The following is a 20721-nucleotide window of genomic DNA, read 5'->3' on the forward strand; positions in this document are numbered from 1 at the left end:
GATTGCGCGTCTGTAACAAAGTGTGTCAGCGCCTCAATGATTCCTGGGAAGCGTCACCCGGACGAGAAGACCGCCTCCGCCTTCACCGTCGAGCAGCGCGAGCGTGCCGCCGTGCCCGTCCACGATCGAGGCCGCGATGGTGAGGCCAAGCCCGAAGCCCCCCGTTTCGACGTTGCGCGAAGGCTCCAGCCGGACGAACGGTTCCAGCGCACGCGCGCGGTCGCCAGGGGCGATGCCGGGGCCGTCATCCTCGATCTCCACAACAAGGTCGTCCCTCCCCTCGACCAGACTGATCCGGGCTTTCCCGCCGTACTTGACGGCATTCTCCGCAAGGTTTCCGAACGCGCGCTTCAGGGCGAGCCTGCGTCCCGCGATCACCGCCCGGTCCGGCACATCCAGCGTCACCTCGGCCCCCCGATCCGCAAGCCCATCGGCAACCGTCTCGAGGATCGTCACCAGATCCACCGGGCGAAGCTCCTCGTCGCGCCGCTCGCCGCGCAGGAACGCAAGGGTCTGGTCGATCATCCGTTCCATCTCGTCCAGATCGCGGGCCACCGCACCGGCCAGATCCGGATCCGCAATCTCCTCGGCGCGGAAGCGCAGGCGTGTGATTGGCGTCTTCAGGTCGTGGGACACCGCGGCCAGCGCCTGTGTCCGGTCGAGGATGAGACGGGCGATGCGGGCCTGCATGTCGTTGAAGGCACGCGCCAGCGCCCGCACCTCGCGAGGCCCGGTTTCCGCGACGGGCGAGGCCGCCGCACCTTCCGAAAAGCTCTGGGCCGCGCGGGCGAAGGCCCCGAGCGGCCTCGAGAGCCAGCGCACGAGGAAGGCGGCCAGAACAAGGCCGCCGAGCGCCATGAGGCTGGTCGAGAGCAGCGTTCGTCCCGCCGTGACGGGAGGGGGCACGGCGTAGGACAGAAGGGCCACGTTCAGCCAGCCCGAGTCCGGCAGCCGGAAAGAGATGAGTGCGACATGCGGGTCGTCGAGACCTCCGTCGCCGCCCGTGCCGATCGTCAGCCCGCCGCCGGCCAGTTCGGGCGCCATGGCTTCAAGCCGCCGGGCCAGCTCGCCAAGGTTTTGCGAACCGGGACCCCCGGGGACCGCATGATCCGTGCGGCTCCAGTGCGCGCGGATGGCGCCTCCGGACAGGTTGTGGGCCACGAGATCGCGTTCTTCCTCGGGTGCGAGCGTGACCGCGCGCATGATCGTGACCATGCGGTCGGCCAGACGGGCTTCGCTGGCCAGCGTTGTCTCCTCGGTCAGCGATCGACGGTAGCCGTGCAGGCTTACAAGGTGGACGAGCGCGATCGACACCATCAGCACCAGGGTGGTCCGGCCCGCCAGCCCGTCCAGCCAGTGCGACACGACCGCGAGAAGGCGCCTCAAGACCGCACCACGTCCGCCGAGAACAGGTAGCCCGCACCGCGGACCGTCCGGATCAGCGTCCCCTGTCGGTCGATCTTGCGCCGGAGCCGGCTCACCTGCACATCCATGGAGCGGTCGAAGCCTTCGGCCACACGGTTGCGGGCCGAGTCCAGAAGATAGTCGCGCGAGAGCACCCGCTGCGGCGCCTCGAGGAAGGTCAGCAGCAGATCGTACTCGCCCCCGGAGAGATCGACCAGCGCGCCGTCCGGCCCAAGAAGTTCGCGGGTCATCGTGTCGAGCGTCCAGCCGGCAAAGGCGATCTTCCGCCCGCGCCGGACGGGCAGAGGTGCCGCGCCACGGCGCAGCACGGCGCGGATGCGGGCAAGAAGCTCGCGCGGGTTGAAGGGCTTCGGCAGATAGTCGTCGGCGCCCATTTCGAGGCCCACGATGCGGTCGACCTCGTCCCCTTTCGCGGTCAGCATGATGATCGGAACAGGATTGTCCCGTCGCAACTCACGGCAGAGGTCTAGGCCGCTCGCGCCCGGCAACATGACGTCAAGCACGACCAGCTCGATCCCGCCGGTCGGAAGCGCGGCCATCATCTCGGCGCCGTTGCGGGCGGTGAGGACGCGGAAGCCGTTCGCCCGCAGGAAGCGCGACACGAGAAGCAGGATCTCCCGGTCGTCGTCCACCAGAAGAACCGTCGCTTCTGCCAGCGATGCCTCTTCGGTCACTTCTGCCACACCTTGTCCCTGTTCCGCTGGTCGGACGCTACGTAACCGCGCCTCGCCGAAACAGGCTCACGCGTGCCCGCGACGGATGGGTCGTCGCAGACAGACAGGCAGGGGAAACGGCGGCGCTTCATCGTGTCGTTCGTCCTGATCCCGCTCGGTTGGGTTTCCGGGCAAAGACGCATTATCTCTTGCCTGAGGCGCCATTCCAAGGCGCGTATCGGACCCATGTCTCGTCTCGCCCCTGGTCCCGAAGTTCCACACCGCCGCCATGCAGGTGACCATGTGCGCCGTTCCCGAACATGTTCATCAGGGAACTGACATGAGCCCGAGGTCACGGGGCATGCTTCACGCCACTCCCGGTTCGGCGGCGCGCTCTCAACTGAAGGAGGGCGATATTGCGAGCGCGCGGAAGAAGTTCGGGAACGGATGCGATTCCTTTGTGTGCTCCGGCTGCCCCGCCTTTCCGTCACCTCTGACCGTGTTCCCAGATCCAGTCCGTCAGTTCCCTGATCTCCCGGGTCTGGTCATCGATCATCTTCTGCGCCATCGCCTTGATCGTCTCGTCCTTGCCGTGCTGCTGCACGGTGCGGGCCATCTCGATCGCGCCCTGATGATGCGGGATCATTCCGCAGGCGAAGGCAAGGTCGGGGTCCTCGATGGCCATGGCCATCATCATCGGACCCTGCATCTTCTGCATGGCCGCGCCATAGCCCGCCGAGGCGGCGCCGCCGCCGTGGGGCATCTGCATCATCCCGCCATGATCCATCATGCCGCCACCCGATGTCTGGCAGGCAGCGGGAAGCGCCGCTGCGTCACCGGCCGAGGGCGCGGGCGCATCCTGTGCCAGCGCAAGGCCGGCGCACAGGATCAGGGGAAGGGACAGGGGAATCGTGCGATGCATGGGACCCGTCCTTTCGCTGGAACAAGGGAGAAGCCCGCGAGAGCTTCGTCGGTTCCCGGCTACGGGCGTCACCCCGTGCCGCGGGAGTGCGGATAGATTGATCGGGATCAAGGATAGGCGCCGGTTATCGTGCAAGCATTCCGCACCTTTGGGAGGGCGCACAGGTGATTGCGGAGAGGTTCATGGCCGGAATGGAACGGGCGGCGCGCCGCCTGCTCGTCGGCTTGCGCCTGTCCTTCCTGCTGCTCGCTGTCTGGCTTGCCGCCATCGTGCCGGTCCACATGGCCGAAGCCCTCGGCCAGGATACGGTGGCGCTGACGGCGGCCGCTCATGCGGACGATGCGGACTGCCTGCACCCGACCCACGGAAGCGTCGGGAATGGCGGCCTCTGCATCGGCCACGCCGCCTGTCTCGTCGTGCCGACAAGCAACGCCGGACCGTCGCCACCGCTTACGGTCGAGCGGGCCATGACCCTGCTGCTCGAGACAGGCCTGCCGCCGGGCCGCTCGCTTCCTCCCGACCGGCGCCCGCCGAAATCCACCTGATCCAGCCGCCGGCGCGCTGCCGGATGCGGAAACCTGCGCCTCGGCCCCCGGTGGCCGTCGCGGCGCAGGGCACGCGCGGTTCCTGCACCCGACACCGATTGCGGCGGGGGTCCGGGGGCTGCCGGTTCCTCCATCGAGATCAGGAAAATGACGAACAGAAATCACTTCACGACGCGCCGCGGCTTCATCGCCACGGCCGGTTTCGGGGGCACGGCCCTCTATGGACTCTGGGCCCTCTATGGCGTGGCGCCCGGCCCCTTCGATCTCATCGATGCGGCTCCCGCACCCTCGGCCGGCGCCGCCGGGCATGCGGCGCATGCGGGCGGAGGGATGGACGCGTCCTCCGAGGTGGCCGCCTTCGAGGACGAGGTCCGGGCTTTCGTCGCGCGCTACGAGCAACCGGATGGAAGCGTCTTTCCACGCAGCGGACCCGCCGCGGCGCAAGACGCACACGCTGGGCATGCGAAACCTGCACCGGCCAGCGACGAGCACGATGTGGCAGGCCCGGACCTGCACGCGATGCACATGCCGGGAATGGATATGCCGACGGATCACGGCACCGGGCATGGCGCGGCGCAGGGTCCCGACTCTCACGCCGAGGCCATCGTGGTGCCGCTTCTCGCCAGCCGCTGGTTCTACGAGCCTTCGCACCTGCGTCTGGAGGTCGGCCCGACCTACCGTTTCCGCATGATGGCCACGGACGTGGCGCACGGGGCCTCGATCCAGTTCGGCACCGGCGGGCGCATGATCCGGCTGCGTCCCGGGCAACTGGTCGAGCAGGAGTTCACCTTCCGCGAGCCGGGCGAGTTGCTCGTCACCTGCAGCTTCTTCTGCGGAGCCGGCCACGACGCGATGCAGGCGCGGATTTCGGTGGTGGAAGGAGCAAAGGCATGACCGGCCCGCTTTCCCAACGGCTTGGGGGCCTCGCCCCCTCTGCCCGGAGCCTGCTGCTTGCCATGGCGGGTGCTGCGATCGTGGCGCTTCTGGTCGGCGTCGCCGGGGGCGCGCTCACGGCCCTCGTTCGCGGCGGCCTGATCCGGCTTCCGTTCGACGACGGCTATCGCGTCCTGACGCTGCACGGGACCAGCGCCTTCTTCTACTGGCTCTACCTCGTGCAGGCGGCGATCCTTCTGGCCTTCGCGGCCGCCGATCGCGGCCGGGGACTGGACTGGAGCCGCCTCGGCTGGCTGGGCTTCGGCCTTCTCGTCTCGGGCTTCGTCCTTTCGGCGGTGGCGAGCACCGGTACGCCCTTCCTCTATGACGGGAACCCGGACCTCGCGCGCGATGCGCCCGAGGAACTGGCGCTGTTCAACGCGGGCTACCTGCTCCTCGGCGCGGCGCTGCTGGTCCTGCCGCTGCCGGCGATCCGCACCCTCACCCGGGGCAAGGCGCTGTCCGCCACCGGCTTCGCCCTGTTCATCTGGGCGGGCTTCCTGATGGTCAGCGGCTTCGCGGCGCTCTACGCCTTCCTGCCGGGCTTTCTCTGGTCGCTGGGCCTTGCGGGCTTCCCCGAGGGGCACGGCACGAGTTGGCACATCCTGTTTCACAACATGCACTATCTGCCGCTGATGGGCACCGTCATCGTCTGGTATGTGCTGATGCGCGAGCTGACCGGAGTCACCTCGATCTTCGGGGAACGGTTCTCGAAGGTGGTCTTCGCGATGTATCTCGTCTTCGTGCCGCCGACCTCGCTCTACCACATGTTCCTGGAGCCGGACCTGCCCCAGCCGATCCGGGTCCTGGGCTCGCTGCTCTCGCTTTTCGTTAGCGTGCCGACGCTGACCGCCTTCCTGATCATCGTGACCTCGCTCGAGGTTCACGCCCGTTCGCGCGGTGGGAGGGGCCTCTTCGGCTGGATCAGGATGCTGCCATGGGCGAACCCGGCGATGGCGGCGGCCGGATGTGCGGTGGTCAACATGGGACTGGGCCTCGTCTTTGCCTTCGTCCTCATCCAGGCCGATCTGGCGCCGCTTCTGTCCGACAGCTTCTTCGTGCCGGGCTATTTCCACTTCTTCACCGTGGGCACGGTGACGCTGAGCTTCCTCGCGGCGCTGGCGGTTCTGCTTCCCGCCCTGACCGGGCGCGCGGCCGCCTGGCCTCGGCTGGCGTTCCGCCTGCCCGTCGCCGCCTCGCTCGGGCTGCTGGCCTTCGGGGCAGCCGGGATCGCGGCCGGCTATCTGGGCGTGCCGCGTCGGGTGCTGGACGCGAGCTATGGCGGCGAGGCTCCCGCGATCTGGGGCCAACTCATGCCGGTCGTCGCCGGGGGCGGCATCGTGATGGCGCTGTCGATTGCGCTCTATGCGCTCGCCCTGGCCGCGTGCCTGCTGCCGCAGAGGCCTGCCGCGGCGCCCGTTACCCTCGCCTGGGCGGGACCGATCCGTCCCGGTGTCGCCGCTCTGGCTGGACCCCTGAGCATCCTGGCGATCGTGATCGGCATGTACGGCTTCACGGCGCTGGGATTCGAACTGATGCGGGCGCTGCCCATCGAGGCCACAGGAGGCACCGGTGGCCACTGAAGCAAGGGAGACGACCATGAAATTCGAGATCGGACTTCTGCTTGCGGTTGCCGCCATCTGGACCGCACTTGCCGCGGCCTACGCCCTCGCGCCGTGGGGGGACATGATCGGCTATGCGTGGGTCTGGGGCTTCGGTGCCGCGCTGTTCCTGGGACTGGCCCTTGTCCTGATGCGCACCGGATCGCGCTGGTCCACAACTGACCATTGAGATGCGTCGCCGGGCGCGTTCTGGAACGCGCCCGCTCATCTGGAGAAAGGAAGAAAGATGGAACGGAAGACCACACGCCTCGTGATGCTCGCCGGGCTTTTCATTCTGACGGCGGCGGTTGCGACAGCTCAGACGAACGCCGAGGATCATGAGGCCCATCATCCTGCGGGGCAGCCCGAGGCTGCAACGCAGGCGGCGCCCACCGAGACGGTCACGCCGGAAGCAAGCCCGCCTGCGATGACGGGCGGGATGACCGGCATGATGTCGCCCGAAATGATGGGCATGATGCAGGGGATGATGCCAGGGATGGCCTCCTCCGGCATGGGTGGAGCAATGGGCTGTCCGATGGTGGCTGGCGGAGCCGCGGCCGGAAAAGGTCTTGGACCCGATGCCCTTTATGGCGCCGCGACGCCCGCCCGGGAGATGACGCCGGAACGGGTGCGTGTCTACCTGCAGGGGCTGCTCGACGCTCACGCCAACCCGCGCCTGAAACTCGGAGAGATTGCGGAGCAGCCCGATGGAAATGTCATCGCCGAAGTCCGCACGGTTGACGGTTCGCTTGTACAGCGGCTGGCGTTCAACCGCTATCCGGGCGTGTTCCGTCCGCTGTCGGACTGAAAGAACGAGGGGCCGGTCGTTGGGCCCGACGGCGCTTGGAAGGCCCGATGATCGGCCGCACCTCTGGCCACACTTCTCCGATGCGTACTAAAGCTGCGAGGGCTGCATTCAGCACTTTATCCCGACGACGGGCGGAGGCGCGAATTGCACGACGAGCGGCTAAAGACTGATGGCGCTATCGCTCGGCGAGGCTCAAGCGGCACAACCCGAGAAGGGACTGATCCCGCGCTGCGGCGTGCTCGAGCGGCGCCTTTGGGAAATTGGGCTCGAAGGATCGACAGGCCGCTGTGGGCCGGGCTGAACAGGTCGTGCCAAGCGCCTTCCCGTGCGCTACGGCCGCTTCCTGCGCATCGCGCCCGTTCACGTCGTCGGCTTGAGCGGCCGATTTCACAGAGCGCTGCGGATGCCGTGCCGCGCGTGCGTCAGACCGCTGACGCGCAGCATGACCTTCTAAGCTGGGCTAAGCAGACCTATTCGCCATCAAGCTTTCTGGCACCATCTGCCGCCAGCCACTCGGCGAGGCGCGACCAGCGCCGTCGCCCGGTCACGTTCTTCACCGCAATTGCCACCGCCTTGGGCTGGCCGACGAGGACCACCAGCTTTCGCCCCCGGGTGACGCCGGTGTAGAGGAGGTTGCGCTGCAGCATGGTGAAGTGCTGCGTCATGACCGGGATCACCACCGCCGGGTACTCGGACCCTTGGGCTTTGTGGATCGTCGTGGCGTAGGCCGGCACCAGCGCGTCGAGTTCGCCGAAGCCGTAGCTCACCGTCCGGCCGTCGAAATCCACCGCCAGCTCGGCCTCCTCGGCATCGACCGCTCCGATGAAGCCGATGTCGCCGTTCCAGACCTCCTTGTCGTAGTCGTTCTCGACCTGCATGACCTTGTCGCCCGCCGCGAAGCGCCAGCCGAAGCGCTCGACACCCTCGGCGCCGGGGTTCAGCGCTGCCTGCAGCTCGACGTTCAGCGACCGCGCCCCAACGCCGCCGCGGTTCATCGGGCAGAGCACCTGCACCTCGCGCACCGGGTTGAGGCCGAAGCGGCGCGGGATGCGCTCGCGCACCAGCTCGAGGATCCGCGCCACCGCCTGGGGCGGGTCGGCGGCCGGCATGAAGTAGAAGTCGGTCTCGCCCTCGGGGCGCGCGAGGTCCGGCATCAGCCCCTGGTTGATCCGGTGCGCCGAGGTGATGATCCGGCTCGCCGCCGCCTGCCGGAACACCTCGGTCAGCCGCACCACCGGCACCGCGCCCGAGCCGATGATGTCGGCCAGCACCTGCCCCGGTCCGACGGAGGGCAGCTGGTCGATGTCGCCGACGATCAGCAGGCCCGCGCCGTCGGGGACCGCCTTCAGCAGCGCATGCATCAGCGGCACGTCGACCATCGAGCTTTCGTCGACCACCAGCAGGTCGCAGTCGAGCGGGCTCTCCTCGCCGCGCTTGAAGCCGAAGGCCTTGGGGTCGAACTCGAGCAGGCGATGGATGGTGCGGGCCTCGAGGCCGGTCGCCTCGGTCATCCGTTTCGCCGCACGGCCGGTCGGCGCGCAGAGCAGGAGCCGCACGCCCTTGGCGCCGAGGATGCGCAGGATGGCGTTCACCAGCGTGGTCTTGCCGACGCCGGGGCCGCCGGTGATGACCAGCACCTTCGACCGCAGCGCGAGGCGCACGGCCTCGGCCTGGCTCGGCGCCAGCGCAAGACCGGTCTTGCCCTCGATCCAGGGCAGCGCGCGGTCGGCGTCGATGGCGGGCCAGGGCGGGGACCCCGAGGCGAGGCGGCGCAGGCGGTCGGCAATGCCGCGCTCGGCGTGCCAGAGGCCGGCGAGGAACAGGCAGTTGGTCTCCCCCACGCGGTCGGCGATGACGGTGCCTTCGGCCACCTCCAGCTCCAGCGCGGTGTCGACCAGCGCCTCGGGCACTTCCAGCAGCTTCCCCGCCAGCGCCTTGAGGTCCGCCACCGGCAGCCCGCAGTGGCCGTCGCCCATCGCCTCGGTCAGGGCGTAGGCGATGCCGGCGCGGACGCGGACCATCGCTGTCGGCTCGATCCCGAGCTTCATCGCGATGATGTCGGCGGTGCGGAAGCCGATGCCGCGGATGTCCTTCGCTAGCCGATAAGGGTTCTCGGTCATCACCTCGACCGCCTCGCGGCCGTAGGTCTTGTAGATGCGGACGGCGCGGGCGGTACCGACGCCGTGGTCGTGCAGGAACACCATGATCTCGCGCACGGCCTTCTGGTCGGCCCAGCCGGCGATGATCTTGGCGGCGCGGAGCGGGCCGATGCCGCCGACCTCGCGCAGGCGCTCGGGCGCGGCCTCGATGATGTCGAAGACCTCCTTGCCGAAGGCCTGGACGAGGCGTTTGGCGTAGACCGGCCCGATGCCGCGGATCATGCCGGAGCCGAGGTAGCGCTCGATGCCTGCGAGCGAAGACGGCGCCGCGGTCTTCAGGAACCGCGCCTTCAGCTGCAGCCCGTGGGTGCGGTCGTTGATCCAGGTGCCGGCAGCGGTGATCCACTCGCCGGCCGAGACCACCGGGGCATGGCCCACGACCGTGACGAGGTCGCGGTGCCCACGGGCCTTGACGCGCAGGACGCAGAAGCCGGACTCGGCGCTGTGGAAGGTCACGCGCTCGACGAGGCCGGCGAGAAGCTCGCCCTCGGCGTGGGAGGGGGGCGCGGGGTCCGGGGGCACGGGAAACGGTTTCGAATAGGGGAACGGTGTTGCCGTCCTAGCGCAGACGGTCCAGGTCGACCAGCCATGGGACGGCGCCGCAACGGACAGGCGCCGAGGCCGGTGTAGGATCTTGCACTAACGTTGCCACGACAGCCTGAGGGAAGGACATGTCGGAGCTGGCATCCCTCCGGGCCGGGGCCGTCTGAGCGGGCACGCCTCCTGCCGCGCCCGGACCCCCTGAACGTCACCGGCGCCCCGGCGCCTGTCCTTAAGTGTCCAAGCGAGAGCTTCTCCTTGATCCCATCCTTCGCGCTCGCCGATCTCGGCTGCGCTTCCGATATTCTTCCGTGACCTCCGCAAATGCCCGCTTGACCACACCGCCACCCGGAGTGGACCATGTTGCCTGCGGCAACAAGAGTGGCCGAGGGGCAGTGATGACAGGACACGAGCAGACCATCGTCAGCATCGCGGGGACTGCCATGGGCCTGGTGATGTGCCTCGTCGCATGGCGCGCCACGCCGCGGAACCAGTCGATCGAACCGGATATGGAGCGAGTCGCGCGGTTCATCGCGTCCGCAGAGCGGTCGCGCGGCTCTGCCAGCAAGGTGGATCCGGAGATTGGAATCGTGGTAAGGATCCGACGGGATGTTTACCGGGATGCCCGGAACGCCGGGCTGGATCTGTCGACCGCAAGCGAGGCCGGTATCCGGCACGCTCTGGAAGGTTGCCGTACCGCCACGAAGACGTCGGAATCCTAGCCGTGCGACGCGGTCGAGGCGGACAAGGATACGCACGGAAACTGCCGGCCAGCGCCTGATGCCCCATCCCCAGAGCAGCCGCGCGCCAGGTGCGGCAGGTGTTGCGAGCAGCCTTGGGACGAAGCCGCTCGCGCACGTGCAGCGCTCGATACGTTCGCCCCACTCACCAGTGGTTGGTGCCCGGGGCGCCCTTAGGGATGCCGTCAAGGTTGGGCGTAACCCAGCCGCCGTAGAACTCACCGGGCTGCGGCGTGACGCGGGCGGTGCCGACGAAGCACGCGTCCATCAGGCCGGGATAGAACGCCAGATAGCCGGTGAGGGCGACAAAGCGCCGGGTGGGGTCGTCGTAGGCCCATGCGGCGCGGCGGGCCGTTCTGGTGCCTCCGGTCACATCATAGTACCGCGCGACGCCCTTCCATTCGCACACCGACCTCCCGACGGCGGGCGTCAGGGTGGCGGATATGTCCTCGGGCGGAAGGTAGTAGGTTGGCGGGTGATGGGTCTCGAGAACCCGCAGCGCCCGGGTGGTGTCGGCGATCACCTCGCCGCCCAGGGTGATGGTGAGGCGCTGACGTACCTCTTCCACCACTGGCGGGCGGGGATAGGACTGAACGTTCTCACGGGGAAGATCCATGTGGGCTTTCCTCTCAGGGGCATCGAGGGATAGGTCGCGGTGCATCGTCACCCTCGCATGCGACGACGCGGCGCGCCGGGAACGTGGCTGACAAACTCGGTCGATGCACCTTCAGCAACTGTCTTCCCGATCTCAGCATCCGGCCCGACCGGCAGCGCCATTCAGGACAATCTCACATCGGTCGCGCCGAAGGCGGCGCGAAAGGCCGGACGCGCCTCGCACCGGCCGAGATAGGCATGCAGCGCCGGATGGCCTTCCAGAGGGATGACCCGGGACGCGATCCACACGGAATAGCCGACCTGGCAATCCGCGCCGGAGAACCCGCTCAGCAGCCATTCGGACTCCTGGAGCCACGCGTTCAGCAGATCGAGAGCGTTGATCAGGCGATCGGCCGCCGGCGGTTCTGCTCGGCGCGCGACGTGCTGGGCCAGCGTCTCGGCATAATGCACCCAGTCGAGCCAGCCGATCCGGCCGGAGGTTCCGGGAGCACGCCAGAGCTGCGGCGCGCGGGTTTCGCACAGCCATTCGGTCATGGCGCCGGTCTCATGCATGGCCACCTCGCCGTCGCGCAGGGCCGGAGGTTCGGCCGGATGCAGCGCGGCATCGAGCGTCGTCGCGGGGGTCAGCAGGTCCAGCCGATACGGGCAGCCGATCTCCTCAAGCAGCCAGAGGATGCGGGTCGACCGGGAAAATGGCACATGCCGGAGGGTCAGGTCGGTCATGGCTCACCCTGTCCCGGATCCGCGCGGCGGCAACGGCAGCCGGCATGGGTGGCGGGTCGGCGGAAGCCAGAGGCGCATCGCGAGACAGCGACGACCGTCAGGAACCTGCTTCTCGGCAACCGGCGTCCCCCAGTCCGCGCCATTTCATGTTCCGGTGCCGGTCGGGAAGAACGCCTCGATCGTCACCTCGGACAGGGCGATATCGACGGCGGTGCCGAAGACGGTGGTGGTGCCGAGATAGGACACGGGGCCGGCCTCGGTCTGCAGCCGCAACGGGACGGCAATGCGGGCCTCCCGCGCCGGGGCAAAGCGCTCGGGGCCGGTCGCCGCCGGCATGGGCATCGCCGCCAGCTCGTCGCGCAGCGCCGCGAGCGCCGGATCGGCCGAGACCTCGATGTCGTGGCTCAGCCGCGTCAGCAGATGGTGCCGCCATTCCCGCAGGTTCAGGATGCGCGGCGCCAGCCCCTCGGGATGCAGGCTGAGGCGCAGGACATTCACCTCGCCCGCCAGCAGATGCGGCGCGACGCCGGCAAGCAGCGCCTGGACCGCGGCGTTCGCCGCGATCAGCGTCCAGTGCCGGTCAACGGCAAGCGCGGGATGCGGCATGTGGCCGTCGATCAGCCGCTGGATGAGGTCGCGGACGCTGCGCATCTCCGGGGCGGCGAGCGCGCTCTGCGGATAATGGGGTGCGAAGCCGGCCGCCGTCAGCATCACGTTGCGCTCGCGCAGCGGCACACCGAGATGCTCGCCCAGATGCAGCACCATGTCCCGGCTCGGGCGCGCCCGACCGGATTCGACGAAGCTCAGGTGGCGCTGCGAGATCGTCGCGTTCGCGGCCAGCGCCATCTGGCTCAGCCCGCGGCGCTGACGCCACTGGCGGATGAGGTCCCCTGCGCTGTCGGTCATCCCGGTCATGATCGCAAAGCTAGCACCGGGTCCCGGAGCGGCAATTACCTGCAAGGTAATCGACCGATCCCGATGCGGTGCGGATGTTCGAGGGGTCGCTGCCGGAGTTGGCGACGATCCACGAAGGAGCCGATCATGAGACCCACCCCCTCGCTCTCGCTTCAGACGCTGCTGGCGCTGGATGCCGCGACCTGCACCGCCATGGCCGGGCTGCTGACGCTGGCAGCTGAGCCCATCGCGCAGCTGACGCAGTTGCCGCCACACCTGCTGTTCGGCGCCGGTCTCGTCCTGCTTCCGGTGGCCGGGTTCATGGCGCTGCAGGCCCGAAGGACCTGCGTGCCCCGCTGGGCGGCGCGTGTCGTGATCCGGGGTAATGGCCTCTGGGTCGCGATCAGCCTGCTGCTGCCCTTGACGCACCTGGTAACGCCGAATGCAGCCGGCTGGACCTTCCTCGTCCTGCAGGCGCTCGCCGTCGCTGGCCTGGCTCTTGCCGAGGCGCAGGCGCTCCATCGGAGCGAGGGCACCATGGCTTCCGGTGACAAGGGAGAAACCGCATGACCGCCTATGCCATCGGACATCTGCACTGGGTCGACATGGGCGTCGACATCGTCGCCTACCTCACCGGCATCGACGCCACGCTCGCGCCTTTCGGCGGGCGGTTCATCATCCACGGAGCCACGCCGCAGGTGCTGGAGGGAGCGTTCCCGGGTGATCTCATCGTCATCGCCTTCCCCGATCTCGAACGCGCCCGAGGCTGGTACGGATCGGACGCCTATCAGGCGATCCTGCCGCTCCGCCTGCGCAACAGCGAGGGCGACGTGTTCCTGATCGAAGGCGTGGATGCGGACCACAGGGCGACCGACATCCTGTCGGCCGGATCAGGCGAGATCTGAGACCGCACCGGGTTCACCGGCCCGAGGGCGCAGGATGTGCGCCGCCGACCAGGTCCATCAATTGCGTTCTCTTTGCGTTCCGCTCCCGCTATGGTACCCTCGCGGCCGCTGCGGTCGCGGGAGGAAGCGCGGCATGGGTGTGGCCTGGCTCGACAAGCTCAACGACCGGCAGCGGCAGGCGGTGGAATTCGGCGTGGGCCGGCCGTTGCCCTCGCCGCCGCTTCTGGTGATCGCGGGGGCCGGGTCGGGCAAGACCTCGACGCTCGCGCATCGCGTCGCGCATCTTCTGGTAAACGGCGCCGATCCACGCCGCATCCTGCTGATGACCTTCTCGCGCCGGGCGGCAACGGAGTTGACCCGGCGCGTCGAGCGGATCACGGCGCAGGCGCTGGGGCAGGGTTTCGCCGCCGAGGCGCTGGCCTGGGCGGGCACCTTCCACGGCATCGGCGCCCGCATCCTGCGCGAGAACGCCCTGAACATCGGGCTGAACCCGGACTTCAGCATCCATGACCGCGAGGATTCCGCCGACCTGATGAACCTCGCCCGCCACGGGCTGGGACTGTCGAAGACCGAGACGCGGTTTCCGGCGAAAGGCACCTGCCTCGCGATCTATTCGCGCTGCGTCAACGCAGGCGATCCGCTGGCCGAGGTGTTACGCGGGCATTTCCCGTGGTGCGCGATGTGGGAGACCGAGCTGAAGCGGCTCTTTGCGGCCTATGTCGCGGCGAAACAGGCGCAGAACGTGCTCGACTACGACGACCTGCTGCTCGCCTGGGCGCAGGTGATGGAGCACGACGGCTTTGCTGCCCATATCGGCGGGCAATGGGACCATGTGCTGATCGACGAGTATCAGGACACCAACCGGCTGCAGGCCCGCATCCTGCTGGCACTGAAGCCGGATGGCCGCGGCCTCACGGTGGTGGGCGACGACGCGCAGTCGATCTATGCCTTCCGCGCGGCGACGGTGAGGAACATCCTCGATTTCCCCGCCGCCTTCGCGCCCCCTGCGGAAGTGATCACGCTCGACCGCAACTACCGCTCGACGCAGCCCATCCTTGCCGCCGCCAACCGGGTGATCGAACAGGCGCGCGAGCGCTTCACCAAGTCGCTCTGGACCGACCGGGCGTCGGCCGAGAAGCCGCGGCTGGTCACCCTGCAGACCGAGGCCGATCAGGCGCGCTTCTTCGTCGACGAGGTGCTGAGGAACCGCGAGGAAGGCATGCGGCTCAAGGACCAGGCGGTGCTGTTCCGCACCTCCAGCCACTCCGGCCAGATCGAGGTCGAACTCACCCGGCGCAACGTGCCCTTCGTGAAGTTCGGCGGGTTGAAGTTCCTCGACTCCGCCCATGTGAAGGACCTGCTGGCGCTGCTGCGCTTCGCGCAGAACCCGCGCGACCGGGTGGCAGGGTTTCGCGTGTTGCAGCTGGTGCCGGGCGTCGGGCCGGCCTCGGCCGGGCGGGCGCTGGAGGCGATTGCCGCACAGCCCGATCCGCTGACGGCACTGGGAACGCTGCCGCCACCCCCGCGTGCCGGTGCCGATTGGGTCGGCCTCGTCGACACGCTTGGCACCCTTGACGCCGACTGGCCGGCCGGTCTGGCCCGCGCCCGTGCCTGGTATGATCCGCACCTCGACCGGCTGCACGAGGATGCCGAATACCGCCGCGCCGATCTTCTGCAACTCGAACAGATCGCCGCCGGATTTCCGTCGCGCGAGCGCTTCCTGACCGATCTCACCCTCGATCCGCCGGACGCCACCGGTGGCCAGGCCGGCGTGCCGCTGAAGGACGAGGACTACCTGATCCTCTCGACGATCCACTCCGCCAAGGGGCAGGAATGGCGCGCAGTGCAGGTGCTGAGCGTGGTGGACGGCTGCATCCCCTCCGACCTCGGCACCGGCACCTCCGCCGAGATCGAGGAGGAGCGTCGCCTCCTCTATGTCGCGATGACGCGGGCGAAAGACCGGCTGACCCTTGGCGTCCCGCTGCGCTTCTACGTCACCGGCCAGACGAGGCACGGCGACCGCCACATCCACGCCTTGCGCAGCCGCTTCATCCCGCGCGAGATGCTGGACGCGTTCGAGGTCACGCACTGGTCGCCCCCGATCCTTGCCGACGGTCCGCGCCCCGCGCCGCTCCCGCCGCCGATCGACGTCGCCGCCCGGATGCGCGGGATGTGGGGATGAGGCTTGGGCTGCGAATACGGTGGCAGAGGGACGTAGTGAGGGGCCTGACGCTCAACGTGAGGGCCGGTTGCCGATCGTCGCAGTTGCCGCATCGCATCTGCCGAAAACGGCCATAGCCGCCGTTTGCTATGGGGAGCGACGCAGTGAGCCGACCGCCGCGGGTGCAATGCCGCGGCCTCACGATCGGCAAGCCGCCCGCCGCGGCGGTCCGCGGGCCGCGCTGCGGTGAGTTCAAAGGTCGGAGAAGGGCTGGAACGCTTCTATTGCTGGGTCGTCCGTCAGCGTCGACTTTGCGAGTTGCGGACCAAGCTCCCCAACAGTTCAGGACGGGCTTACTTGTCGCGGCGGCGCAACCTTGGAACGCGAGACTCTGTTTCGGCTTTGCAGTCCCAAGGATAGGCCTGCCTCCAGGGAGTGGGCCCATGTTTGCGATCCGCTTCGCAAGGTCATGCTTCGTCCTCGTCCTCCGTTGCCGGCGCCCGCGCGGCGGTCCGGAGGCGGCTGGCGCCGAAACGGTCGCTGGGATCAAGCTCGACGGCCTTGGTCAGATAGAGGTTCCCGAGGTCGAGGCGGCCGAGGCGCATGTGGCAGTAGGCGAGTGCGATGAGAGCTTGGAGATAGAGACCCTGCGCCGTCTCGGCCTCCCGGAAGTCTGCGTCCCCAGGGCTGACTGCGGTCCAGTCGGCGGCGACGTTCAGCCGTCGTGCGGCCATGCCCAGGATCGCCTCGGCATGCGGGAGCGCTTGCGCGAACCGGTGGGTGTAGAAGTGGAAGCGGTAGGCCGCCAGCCGCACGTCGAGGTCATGGGGAGCCGCGGCCAGCGCCGCCTCCACCGCGCGCGCGGTGCCCTCCGGGTCGCTGCGAGCGCCTGGCGCGTGGGCGAGCCACTCGAATGCACTCTGTACCGTGTCCTCGAGAGCCATGCCAATACCGTCCCTGGCGCTTCCAAGGGCAGTCTGCTCCGCCGGGGCGGAGGTTGCAACGGCGGCCACGCACCGCGGGGTGCCGAGGCATCTGCGGGACGGGCCTTTCCGTTACTTGCGCTCCTCGGCCAGCCCCAGTTCCTCCCATATCCAGCGGAAATCATAGTTGGCAAGCGGCGAGCCCTCGTTTCGGGCGCTGCTGTTCTCCAGATACTTCAGCCAGTCCACTACCTTCCTGCGGCCCGCTGCGCTGCGGACCGCCTGCCGGGGGCTCTTGCCGCCCAGCACGGGGATCGGCTGATCGAGCGTGTCGCGGTAGTGCCGGTCGAGATGGTCCTGCAGGATCTGGCGGGCGACGTCGGGCGGGATCTCCTCCGCCGGTTCCTCGCGCTCGCCGCGAGTAACGCGGTCGCGCATCGCCTGCTCGACGGTCTGGATCGTGGTCAGCGGCGGCCGCAGGAGGTCGCCGGCAGCGGCCATGATCATCGCCCCGCCCCGCGCGGCGCGCTCCTTCGAATTGACGCGCAAGCGCCTTGCCCTTCAACTCCAGCGATCCGAGCACCGTGCCGCCCTCCGGGAAGGTTTCGAGCGCGAGGCCCGGTGCGCCCGGTCTTCTTGCCCGCCACGGGCTTCGTCCGGGCAAGCCAGTCCCACGACTTCGATCCGTCGCGCGACAGGTCCGGCACTCTCGACAAAGCCGCCACGACCTGCCCCTGCGCCACGCGTGGCACGAAGGGGAAACGAAGCTCGTGGAACTCCAGCTCCTCGCCGTCGGTGTTGGTCAGGTGCGGCGCCGGCGGGTTCAGGAGCCCGGGCAGGTGGGTGAAGAACCGGGCGCCGCTGAAGATCGGCGCGCAATGGCGGAGCTGGTCCACCGTCACGTCGCGGCGTGTCGGCTTGCGCAGCCGCAGCGCGTCGCGCAGCCCGCCGAACAGCATCTCCACCGCCTCCGCCGAAAACGGCAGGACCCCGCCTGCGATGACATGATGATCGCGGACGGAGACCACCCGGGCCACGATCCGGTCCCATTGCTTGAGCTGCCGCGTCGCGCTCTTCTCGCGCACCGTCACCGGCTCGCCGCCCGTCAGCAGGTCGCGCAGCGCCATGCTCTGGCCGGGGACCGCGCGGCTCACCTCGTGCAGGCTGACGTGGGCGTCGCGGAGACCCTCGATGTAGGCGCGGTTCAGGACCTTCTCCGACCAGCCGCGGCGCTTGAGGTAGACATCGACGACGGTCCGGCCGTCCGGCTCCCAGCGGCGGCTGAGGAAGTCCTCGAAGGCGCAGCCCCAGAGCGTCCAGGGCAGTTGCTCGCCTAGGATGTCGGTGAGGTCGTCGAAGTCGAGGTCGAATTCCTCGAGCGCGGGCAGGAAGTGCTCGTCGACCACCGCGGCCAGCCGCGCGGCCCACTCCCTCCTCGCGGTGCGCAAGGGCGATGATGCCGCCGAGATCGTGCCCGTGCTTCACCGTCGCCTGTCCCCTCCCGCCCCGAGCCTCGGCATCCTGCGTAGGACCGTCGCGCGCGGCAGGCAAGCCCGGCCTCGCCGCCTGGAGCCGTGAACAAGAAGCCCGCGCACGGCCCCGCGGCAGCGAAGCAGTTGGCCCTCCGGGACTGAATTAGCGGCGGCCGGTCGTTCATTCCGACGCAACCCTCCGAAGCTGCCGTTCAAGAGTGCCGTGGCGGGAGGCGCTCGCAGCCCATTGCTGCCTGTCGCGCGAGGTGAACCGCCCCGCCCGGCCCCGCCTTGGATGGTAGAGTGCGGCGGGCTTTCAGTCGGCGTCCGGTTTTTTCACAATCCGCAGCATCGCATTGTAGTGCGTTCTGTCACGCTCCCGAATGTATTTCACTGCGCCATTTGCCGCGCGATGACTCTCTTCGACAGTAAGTGGGGGAAGCGAAGTGACGGCCTCGATGTCACCATGAGACTCGATTTGGCATACTCGCTCAAGTTGGTTCATCTCTGCCTGATCCAACCCTTTGATCTTCCCTGAGTCGTCGAACAGCGCTTCGGCGAAACTGGCTTTGTCCGGTGCAGCAAATGCCGTGAATATCTCCAAGAGTTTCCGTATCGCATTGGGCAGTAGATAAAGATAGTCGGTACTCCGATTTTCAGAGGCTTCGAGCACGATAGAAAAAAGGTATTGGTATTCCGAGTCGTACTTCGCCAAGTGCGATGGCATCTTCATCAGAGCTGATTTTCGGCTGCCGTTTCCATCATCGCGGCAGTCAACGAAAAGAAGTCCTTGGGGGACCGATTCCGAGAAGTTTACACCTCGGAAGAAAGCTCGTTTCGCCATGTGCATGAGCTTGAGGTTATGAGTCAACAAAATGACCTGCGCGACACGCTTGGTATGCTTTTTGATCAAACCGAACGCGTAGGTCTGCGCATTGCTGTCGAGACTCGACACCGGGTCATCGATCACTACCACAAGCTTCTTTTTGTCTCGCCCTTCTGCGCCAAATTGAGTTAGAAAGAAGCAGAAGGTGAGAGCGGTCTTCTCGCCCTCGCTGAGGTTCTGCGCGATCGAACCATCTACGCGAACCAATTGATACCCTTCTTCCTTGGCCTCCAGCCGAATTGAATTGTGCCCGAGGTACTCGTGAAGCAGGCTATTGAGCTCGTTGGCCGCGATCCCATGTTTACGAATAGCTTTGCGCAACGCTTCAGCCTTCTCGTTCATATCTTTCGCGGTGCTTTGCGCCATCTGGGCATCATTTTCCGCCTCCGCAGCAATACGCTTCAGCTGACGGTATGAATCTTGCTCGCCGAAGAGCACATGGGCTTTAAGTGCGCTAGCGGCGGCGTCCTTGCGTTGCCTAAACTGATCATGGATGGAATTGTGCTCAGTGATGACTGCGAGAAAACGGTTCTTGGCATCAGTGAACCTAGCTGACCATGCAAAGTCCAAGAGCTTGGTCGCGCTGTCGGGAACGGTTTGACTTTCCATAGGGTTCCGTTGACGCCCCTCAAGCGCAGCTTGAAGCTCACGCACCGCGGTCCCGGTTGCAGTGACCTCAGCCCGGAACACCTTTTCGGCTTCGTCGAAACTTTGGGCTAAGGTGGGTTGAATGGATGACCGCGATGGAAAGCCCTCGAGCCATCCTCTGAGCAACGAGCGTGACTGCCCGCACCATTCAATAGCCGTTTTGAGCGCGTTCATTTGCTGTTGCCAGCTATCGCTGAACAACTCGGTCAAGGATTTTCTTCGTTGGCCTGATATCTCGTTGCCACAATAGAGACATGACCCGAGGCGGTTTTCTTCGTGGTAGCGGTGACCTTCTGCCAGCCACGCCAACATGTTGGCGTGCGCGGTGAGGTCCGACGAAAGCTGTGCGGAGAAGTCTCGCTGCACTAGGTCACACGCAGTTTTAAACTTCTCCCTATATTCCGCGGACAGTTCGAATGCTAGACTAACTTTCGGGAGTGGTTCGGGCTGACGAAGAATCGCACGATATTCGTCAATTTTAACGTCTTCGAGGTTGTCTTGTTCCTTGAACTCTTTTTCGGAGTACTCGCGGTCGACATTCCCTCTATTGAATTGCTGAGTATAGCCGGTACCCCTGACGTCGCGCACGCGTCCGCCGATTTCCGTGCCCTTATCCTTGTATCTTCTTTCTGCCGCTTCCTGCCTTACTTTGGTTGCGCGAACCTCGGCTGAAGCGCTCTCTAGGTCGGCTTCTAGTCGCCGAAGCTCGTTCACCTTTTCAATGCTCTCTTCGTCGATATGGAAGATCGGTAACGCCGAGCCCTTATCCCATTGAAAGTTTCTGGAAATAAAATCCGAGTTGAAGACTAATAGGTGGTTTCCGAGCGGATGTGCAAGACTCGCATCGGTAGCTGTAGTTCCGTCGGAGAACTTGACCTGAAACTTCGCGCGGTCATCGAGCCCATTGGCTAGCGAATTTGCTTCGAGTGAAGAAAAGATTCGGGATAGGCTGGTCTTCCCTGTTCCATTGAACCCATAAACAATCGTCTTTCGCGCAAAATCAGCATCTGGGCTTTGAGGCTTTTGGTCACGCCAGATACCTACGCCCGTGATCTGAACCAGCTTCTCTACAAATATGCTTTCAGGCATTACCCAACCGCCAAAGATTCGTTCGAACATGCAACAGGAAGATGCTTGCACATATTACAATAGATTACCAGCTCATCCA

At 66.8% G+C, this 20721-nt stretch carries 20 protein-coding genes; 9 read left to right on the forward strand and 11 right to left on the reverse strand.

Going from position 1 to position 20721, the window contains the following annotated elements:
* Nucleotides 1-33: 33 nt before the first annotated feature.
* The 3 genes from FG154_RS15485 to FG154_RS15495 form a co-directional block, all read right to left on the reverse strand.
* Entirely contained in the window at nucleotides 34-1386 is a 1353-nt protein-coding gene (locus FG154_RS15485; RefSeq protein ID WP_145109839.1) for an ATP-binding protein, read from the reverse strand.
* The gene (locus FG154_RS15490) at nucleotides 1383-2108 is read right to left on the reverse strand and encodes a response regulator (RefSeq protein WP_281282085.1); all 726 of its coding nucleotides are present in this window, start codon (nucleotides 2106-2108) and stop codon (nucleotides 1383-1385) included. The genes FG154_RS15485 and FG154_RS15490 overlap by 4 nt, the downstream gene beginning before the upstream one ends.
* Before the next feature lie 457 nt (nucleotides 2109-2565).
* Entirely contained in the window at nucleotides 2566-3000 is a 435-nt protein-coding gene (locus tag FG154_RS15495) for a DUF305 domain-containing protein (RefSeq protein ID WP_246100325.1), read from the reverse strand.
* Nucleotides 3001-3182: 182 nt separating this feature from the next.
* On the opposite strand from FG154_RS15495, the gene FG154_RS15500 reads away from it, so the two are divergent.
* The 5 genes from FG154_RS15500 to FG154_RS15520 all read left to right on the forward strand — a co-directional run bounded on the left by FG154_RS15500 (nucleotide 3183) and on the right by FG154_RS15520 (nucleotide 6887).
* On the forward strand, nucleotides 3183-3545 hold the full coding sequence (locus FG154_RS15500; protein WP_145109842.1) for a hypothetical protein: 363 nt from the start codon (nucleotides 3183-3185) through the stop codon (nucleotides 3543-3545).
* A gap of 147 nt (nucleotides 3546-3692) precedes the next feature.
* Nucleotides 3693-4439, forward strand: a complete 747-nt coding sequence (locus tag FG154_RS15505) for a cupredoxin domain-containing protein (RefSeq protein ID WP_145109845.1) — start codon at nucleotides 3693-3695, stop codon at nucleotides 4437-4439.
* Complete coding sequence (locus FG154_RS15510) at nucleotides 4436-6061, forward strand: cbb3-type cytochrome c oxidase subunit I (protein WP_145109848.1); 1626 nt, start codon at nucleotides 4436-4438, stop codon at nucleotides 6059-6061. The genes FG154_RS15505 and FG154_RS15510 overlap by 4 nt, the downstream gene beginning before the upstream one ends.
* 16 nt (nucleotides 6062-6077) lie before the next feature.
* Nucleotides 6078-6269 carry a hypothetical protein gene (locus tag FG154_RS15515; RefSeq protein ID WP_145109851.1) on the forward strand — a complete coding sequence of 64 codons (192 nt, stop codon included), beginning with the start codon at nucleotides 6078-6080 and terminating at the stop codon, nucleotides 6267-6269.
* Nucleotides 6270-6326: 57 nt separating this feature from the next.
* A complete protein-coding gene (locus tag FG154_RS15520) occupies nucleotides 6327-6887 on the forward strand; it encodes a hypothetical protein (protein ID WP_145109853.1) in 561 nt (186 codons plus the stop codon).
* Nucleotides 6888-7357: 470 nt separating this feature from the next.
* Here the strand turns inward: FG154_RS15520 and recD2 are convergent, their stop codons facing one another.
* Nucleotides 7358-9568 (reverse strand): SF1B family DNA helicase RecD2, encoded by a 2211-nt coding sequence (recD2, locus tag FG154_RS15525; RefSeq protein ID WP_145109856.1) that lies wholly within the window; start codon nucleotides 9566-9568, stop codon nucleotides 7358-7360.
* Between the two features lie 416 nt (nucleotides 9569-9984).
* Here recD2 and FG154_RS15530 point away from each other — a divergent pair, with 416 nt between their 5' ends.
* Complete coding sequence (locus FG154_RS15530; protein ID WP_145109859.1) at nucleotides 9985-10308, forward strand: THUMP domain-containing protein; 324 nt, start codon at nucleotides 9985-9987, stop codon at nucleotides 10306-10308.
* Nucleotides 10309-10471: 163 nt separating this feature from the next.
* On the opposite strand, the gene FG154_RS15535 is transcribed toward FG154_RS15530, so the two are convergent.
* From FG154_RS15535 to FG154_RS15545, 3 genes are all read right to left on the reverse strand, one after another.
* On the reverse strand, nucleotides 10472-10942 hold the full coding sequence (locus FG154_RS15535; RefSeq protein ID WP_145109862.1) for a DUF427 domain-containing protein: 471 nt from the start codon (nucleotides 10940-10942) through the stop codon (nucleotides 10472-10474).
* Nucleotides 10943-11103: 161 nt separating this feature from the next.
* The gene (locus tag FG154_RS15540) at nucleotides 11104-11664 is read right to left on the reverse strand and encodes a glutathione S-transferase family protein (RefSeq protein WP_145109865.1); all 561 of its coding nucleotides are present in this window, start codon (nucleotides 11662-11664) and stop codon (nucleotides 11104-11106) included.
* A gap of 144 nt (nucleotides 11665-11808) precedes the next feature.
* The gene (locus tag FG154_RS15545; protein WP_145109868.1) at nucleotides 11809-12579 is read right to left on the reverse strand and encodes a helix-turn-helix domain-containing protein; all 771 of its coding nucleotides are present in this window, start codon (nucleotides 12577-12579) and stop codon (nucleotides 11809-11811) included.
* 126 nt (nucleotides 12580-12705) lie between these two features.
* On the opposite strand from FG154_RS15545, the gene FG154_RS15550 reads away from it, so the two are divergent.
* From FG154_RS15550 to FG154_RS15560, 3 genes are all read left to right on the forward strand, one after another.
* Nucleotides 12706-13128 (forward strand): hypothetical protein, encoded by a 423-nt coding sequence (locus tag FG154_RS15550; protein WP_186312391.1) that lies wholly within the window; start codon nucleotides 12706-12708, stop codon nucleotides 13126-13128.
* The gene (locus tag FG154_RS15555; protein WP_145109871.1) at nucleotides 13125-13463 is read left to right on the forward strand and encodes a DUF1330 domain-containing protein; all 339 of its coding nucleotides are present in this window, start codon (nucleotides 13125-13127) and stop codon (nucleotides 13461-13463) included. Before FG154_RS15550 ends, FG154_RS15555 begins: the two co-directional genes overlap by 4 nt.
* 133 nt (nucleotides 13464-13596) lie before the next feature.
* A complete protein-coding gene (locus FG154_RS15560) occupies nucleotides 13597-15645 on the forward strand; it encodes an ATP-dependent helicase (protein ID WP_145109874.1) in 2049 nt (682 codons plus the stop codon).
* 446 nt (nucleotides 15646-16091) lie between these two features.
* Here the strand turns inward: FG154_RS15560 and FG154_RS15565 are convergent, their stop codons facing one another.
* The 4 genes from FG154_RS15565 to FG154_RS15575 form a co-directional block, all read right to left on the reverse strand.
* Complete coding sequence (locus tag FG154_RS15565) at nucleotides 16092-16568, reverse strand: hypothetical protein (RefSeq protein ID WP_145109876.1); 477 nt, start codon at nucleotides 16566-16568, stop codon at nucleotides 16092-16094.
* A gap of 111 nt (nucleotides 16569-16679) precedes the next feature.
* Nucleotides 16680-17048 carry a hypothetical protein gene (locus tag FG154_RS21475; RefSeq protein ID WP_246100327.1) on the reverse strand — a complete coding sequence of 123 codons (369 nt, stop codon included), beginning with the start codon at nucleotides 17046-17048 and terminating at the stop codon, nucleotides 16680-16682.
* Nucleotides 17049-17050: 2 nt separating this feature from the next.
* On the reverse strand, nucleotides 17051-17995 hold the full coding sequence (locus FG154_RS15570) for a DUF7986 domain-containing protein (protein ID WP_246100329.1): 945 nt from the start codon (nucleotides 17993-17995) through the stop codon (nucleotides 17051-17053).
* 340 nt (nucleotides 17996-18335) lie between these two features.
* Nucleotides 18336-20672, reverse strand: a complete 2337-nt coding sequence (locus FG154_RS15575) for an AAA family ATPase (protein ID WP_145109879.1) — start codon at nucleotides 20670-20672, stop codon at nucleotides 18336-18338.
* Between the last annotated feature and the right edge of the window lie 49 nt (nucleotides 20673-20721).

It is taken from the genome of Cereibacter sediminicola (assembly GCF_007668225.1).
Taxonomy (GTDB): domain Bacteria; phylum Pseudomonadota; class Alphaproteobacteria; order Rhodobacterales; family Rhodobacteraceae; genus Cereibacter_A; species Cereibacter_A azotoformans.

Coding starts and splice junctions, on each gene's coding strand:
- FG154_RS15550 (WP_186312391.1), top strand. CDS start 12,706: ATGAGACCCACCCCCTCGCTCTCGCTTCAGACGCTGCTGGCGCTGGAT.
- FG154_RS15560 (WP_145109874.1), top strand. CDS start 13,597: ATGGGTGTGGCCTGGCTCGACAAGCTCAACGACCGGCAGCGGCAGGCG.
- FG154_RS15530 (WP_145109859.1), top strand. CDS start 9,985: ATGACAGGACACGAGCAGACCATCGTCAGCATCGCGGGGACTGCCATG.
- FG154_RS15565 (WP_145109876.1), bottom strand. CDS start 16,568: ATGGCTCTCGAGGACACGGTACAGAGTGCATTCGAGTGGCTCGCCCAC.
- FG154_RS21475 (WP_246100327.1), bottom strand. CDS start 17,048: ATGGCCGCTGCCGGCGACCTCCTGCGGCCGCCGCTGACCACGATCCAG.
- FG154_RS15535 (WP_145109862.1), bottom strand. CDS start 10,942: ATGGATCTTCCCCGTGAGAACGTTCAGTCCTATCCCCGCCCGCCAGTG.
- FG154_RS15545 (WP_145109868.1), bottom strand. CDS start 12,579: ATGACCGGGATGACCGACAGCGCAGGGGACCTCATCCGCCAGTGGCGT.
- FG154_RS15505 (WP_145109845.1), top strand. CDS start 3,693: ATGACGAACAGAAATCACTTCACGACGCGCCGCGGCTTCATCGCCACG.
- FG154_RS15575 (WP_145109879.1), bottom strand. CDS start 20,672: ATGTTCGAACGAATCTTTGGCGGTTGGGTAATGCCTGAAAGCATATTT.
- FG154_RS15520 (WP_145109853.1), top strand. CDS start 6,327: ATGGAACGGAAGACCACACGCCTCGTGATGCTCGCCGGGCTTTTCATT.
- FG154_RS15510 (WP_145109848.1), top strand. CDS start 4,436: ATGACCGGCCCGCTTTCCCAACGGCTTGGGGGCCTCGCCCCCTCTGCC.
- FG154_RS15540 (WP_145109865.1), bottom strand. CDS start 11,664: ATGACCGACCTGACCCTCCGGCATGTGCCATTTTCCCGGTCGACCCGC.
- FG154_RS15495 (WP_246100325.1), bottom strand. CDS start 3,000: ATGCATCGCACGATTCCCCTGTCCCTTCCCCTGATCCTGTGCGCCGGC.
- FG154_RS15555 (WP_145109871.1), top strand. CDS start 13,125: ATGACCGCCTATGCCATCGGACATCTGCACTGGGTCGACATGGGCGTC.
- FG154_RS15500 (WP_145109842.1), top strand. CDS start 3,183: ATGGCCGGAATGGAACGGGCGGCGCGCCGCCTGCTCGTCGGCTTGCGC.
- FG154_RS15515 (WP_145109851.1), top strand. CDS start 6,078: ATGAAATTCGAGATCGGACTTCTGCTTGCGGTTGCCGCCATCTGGACC.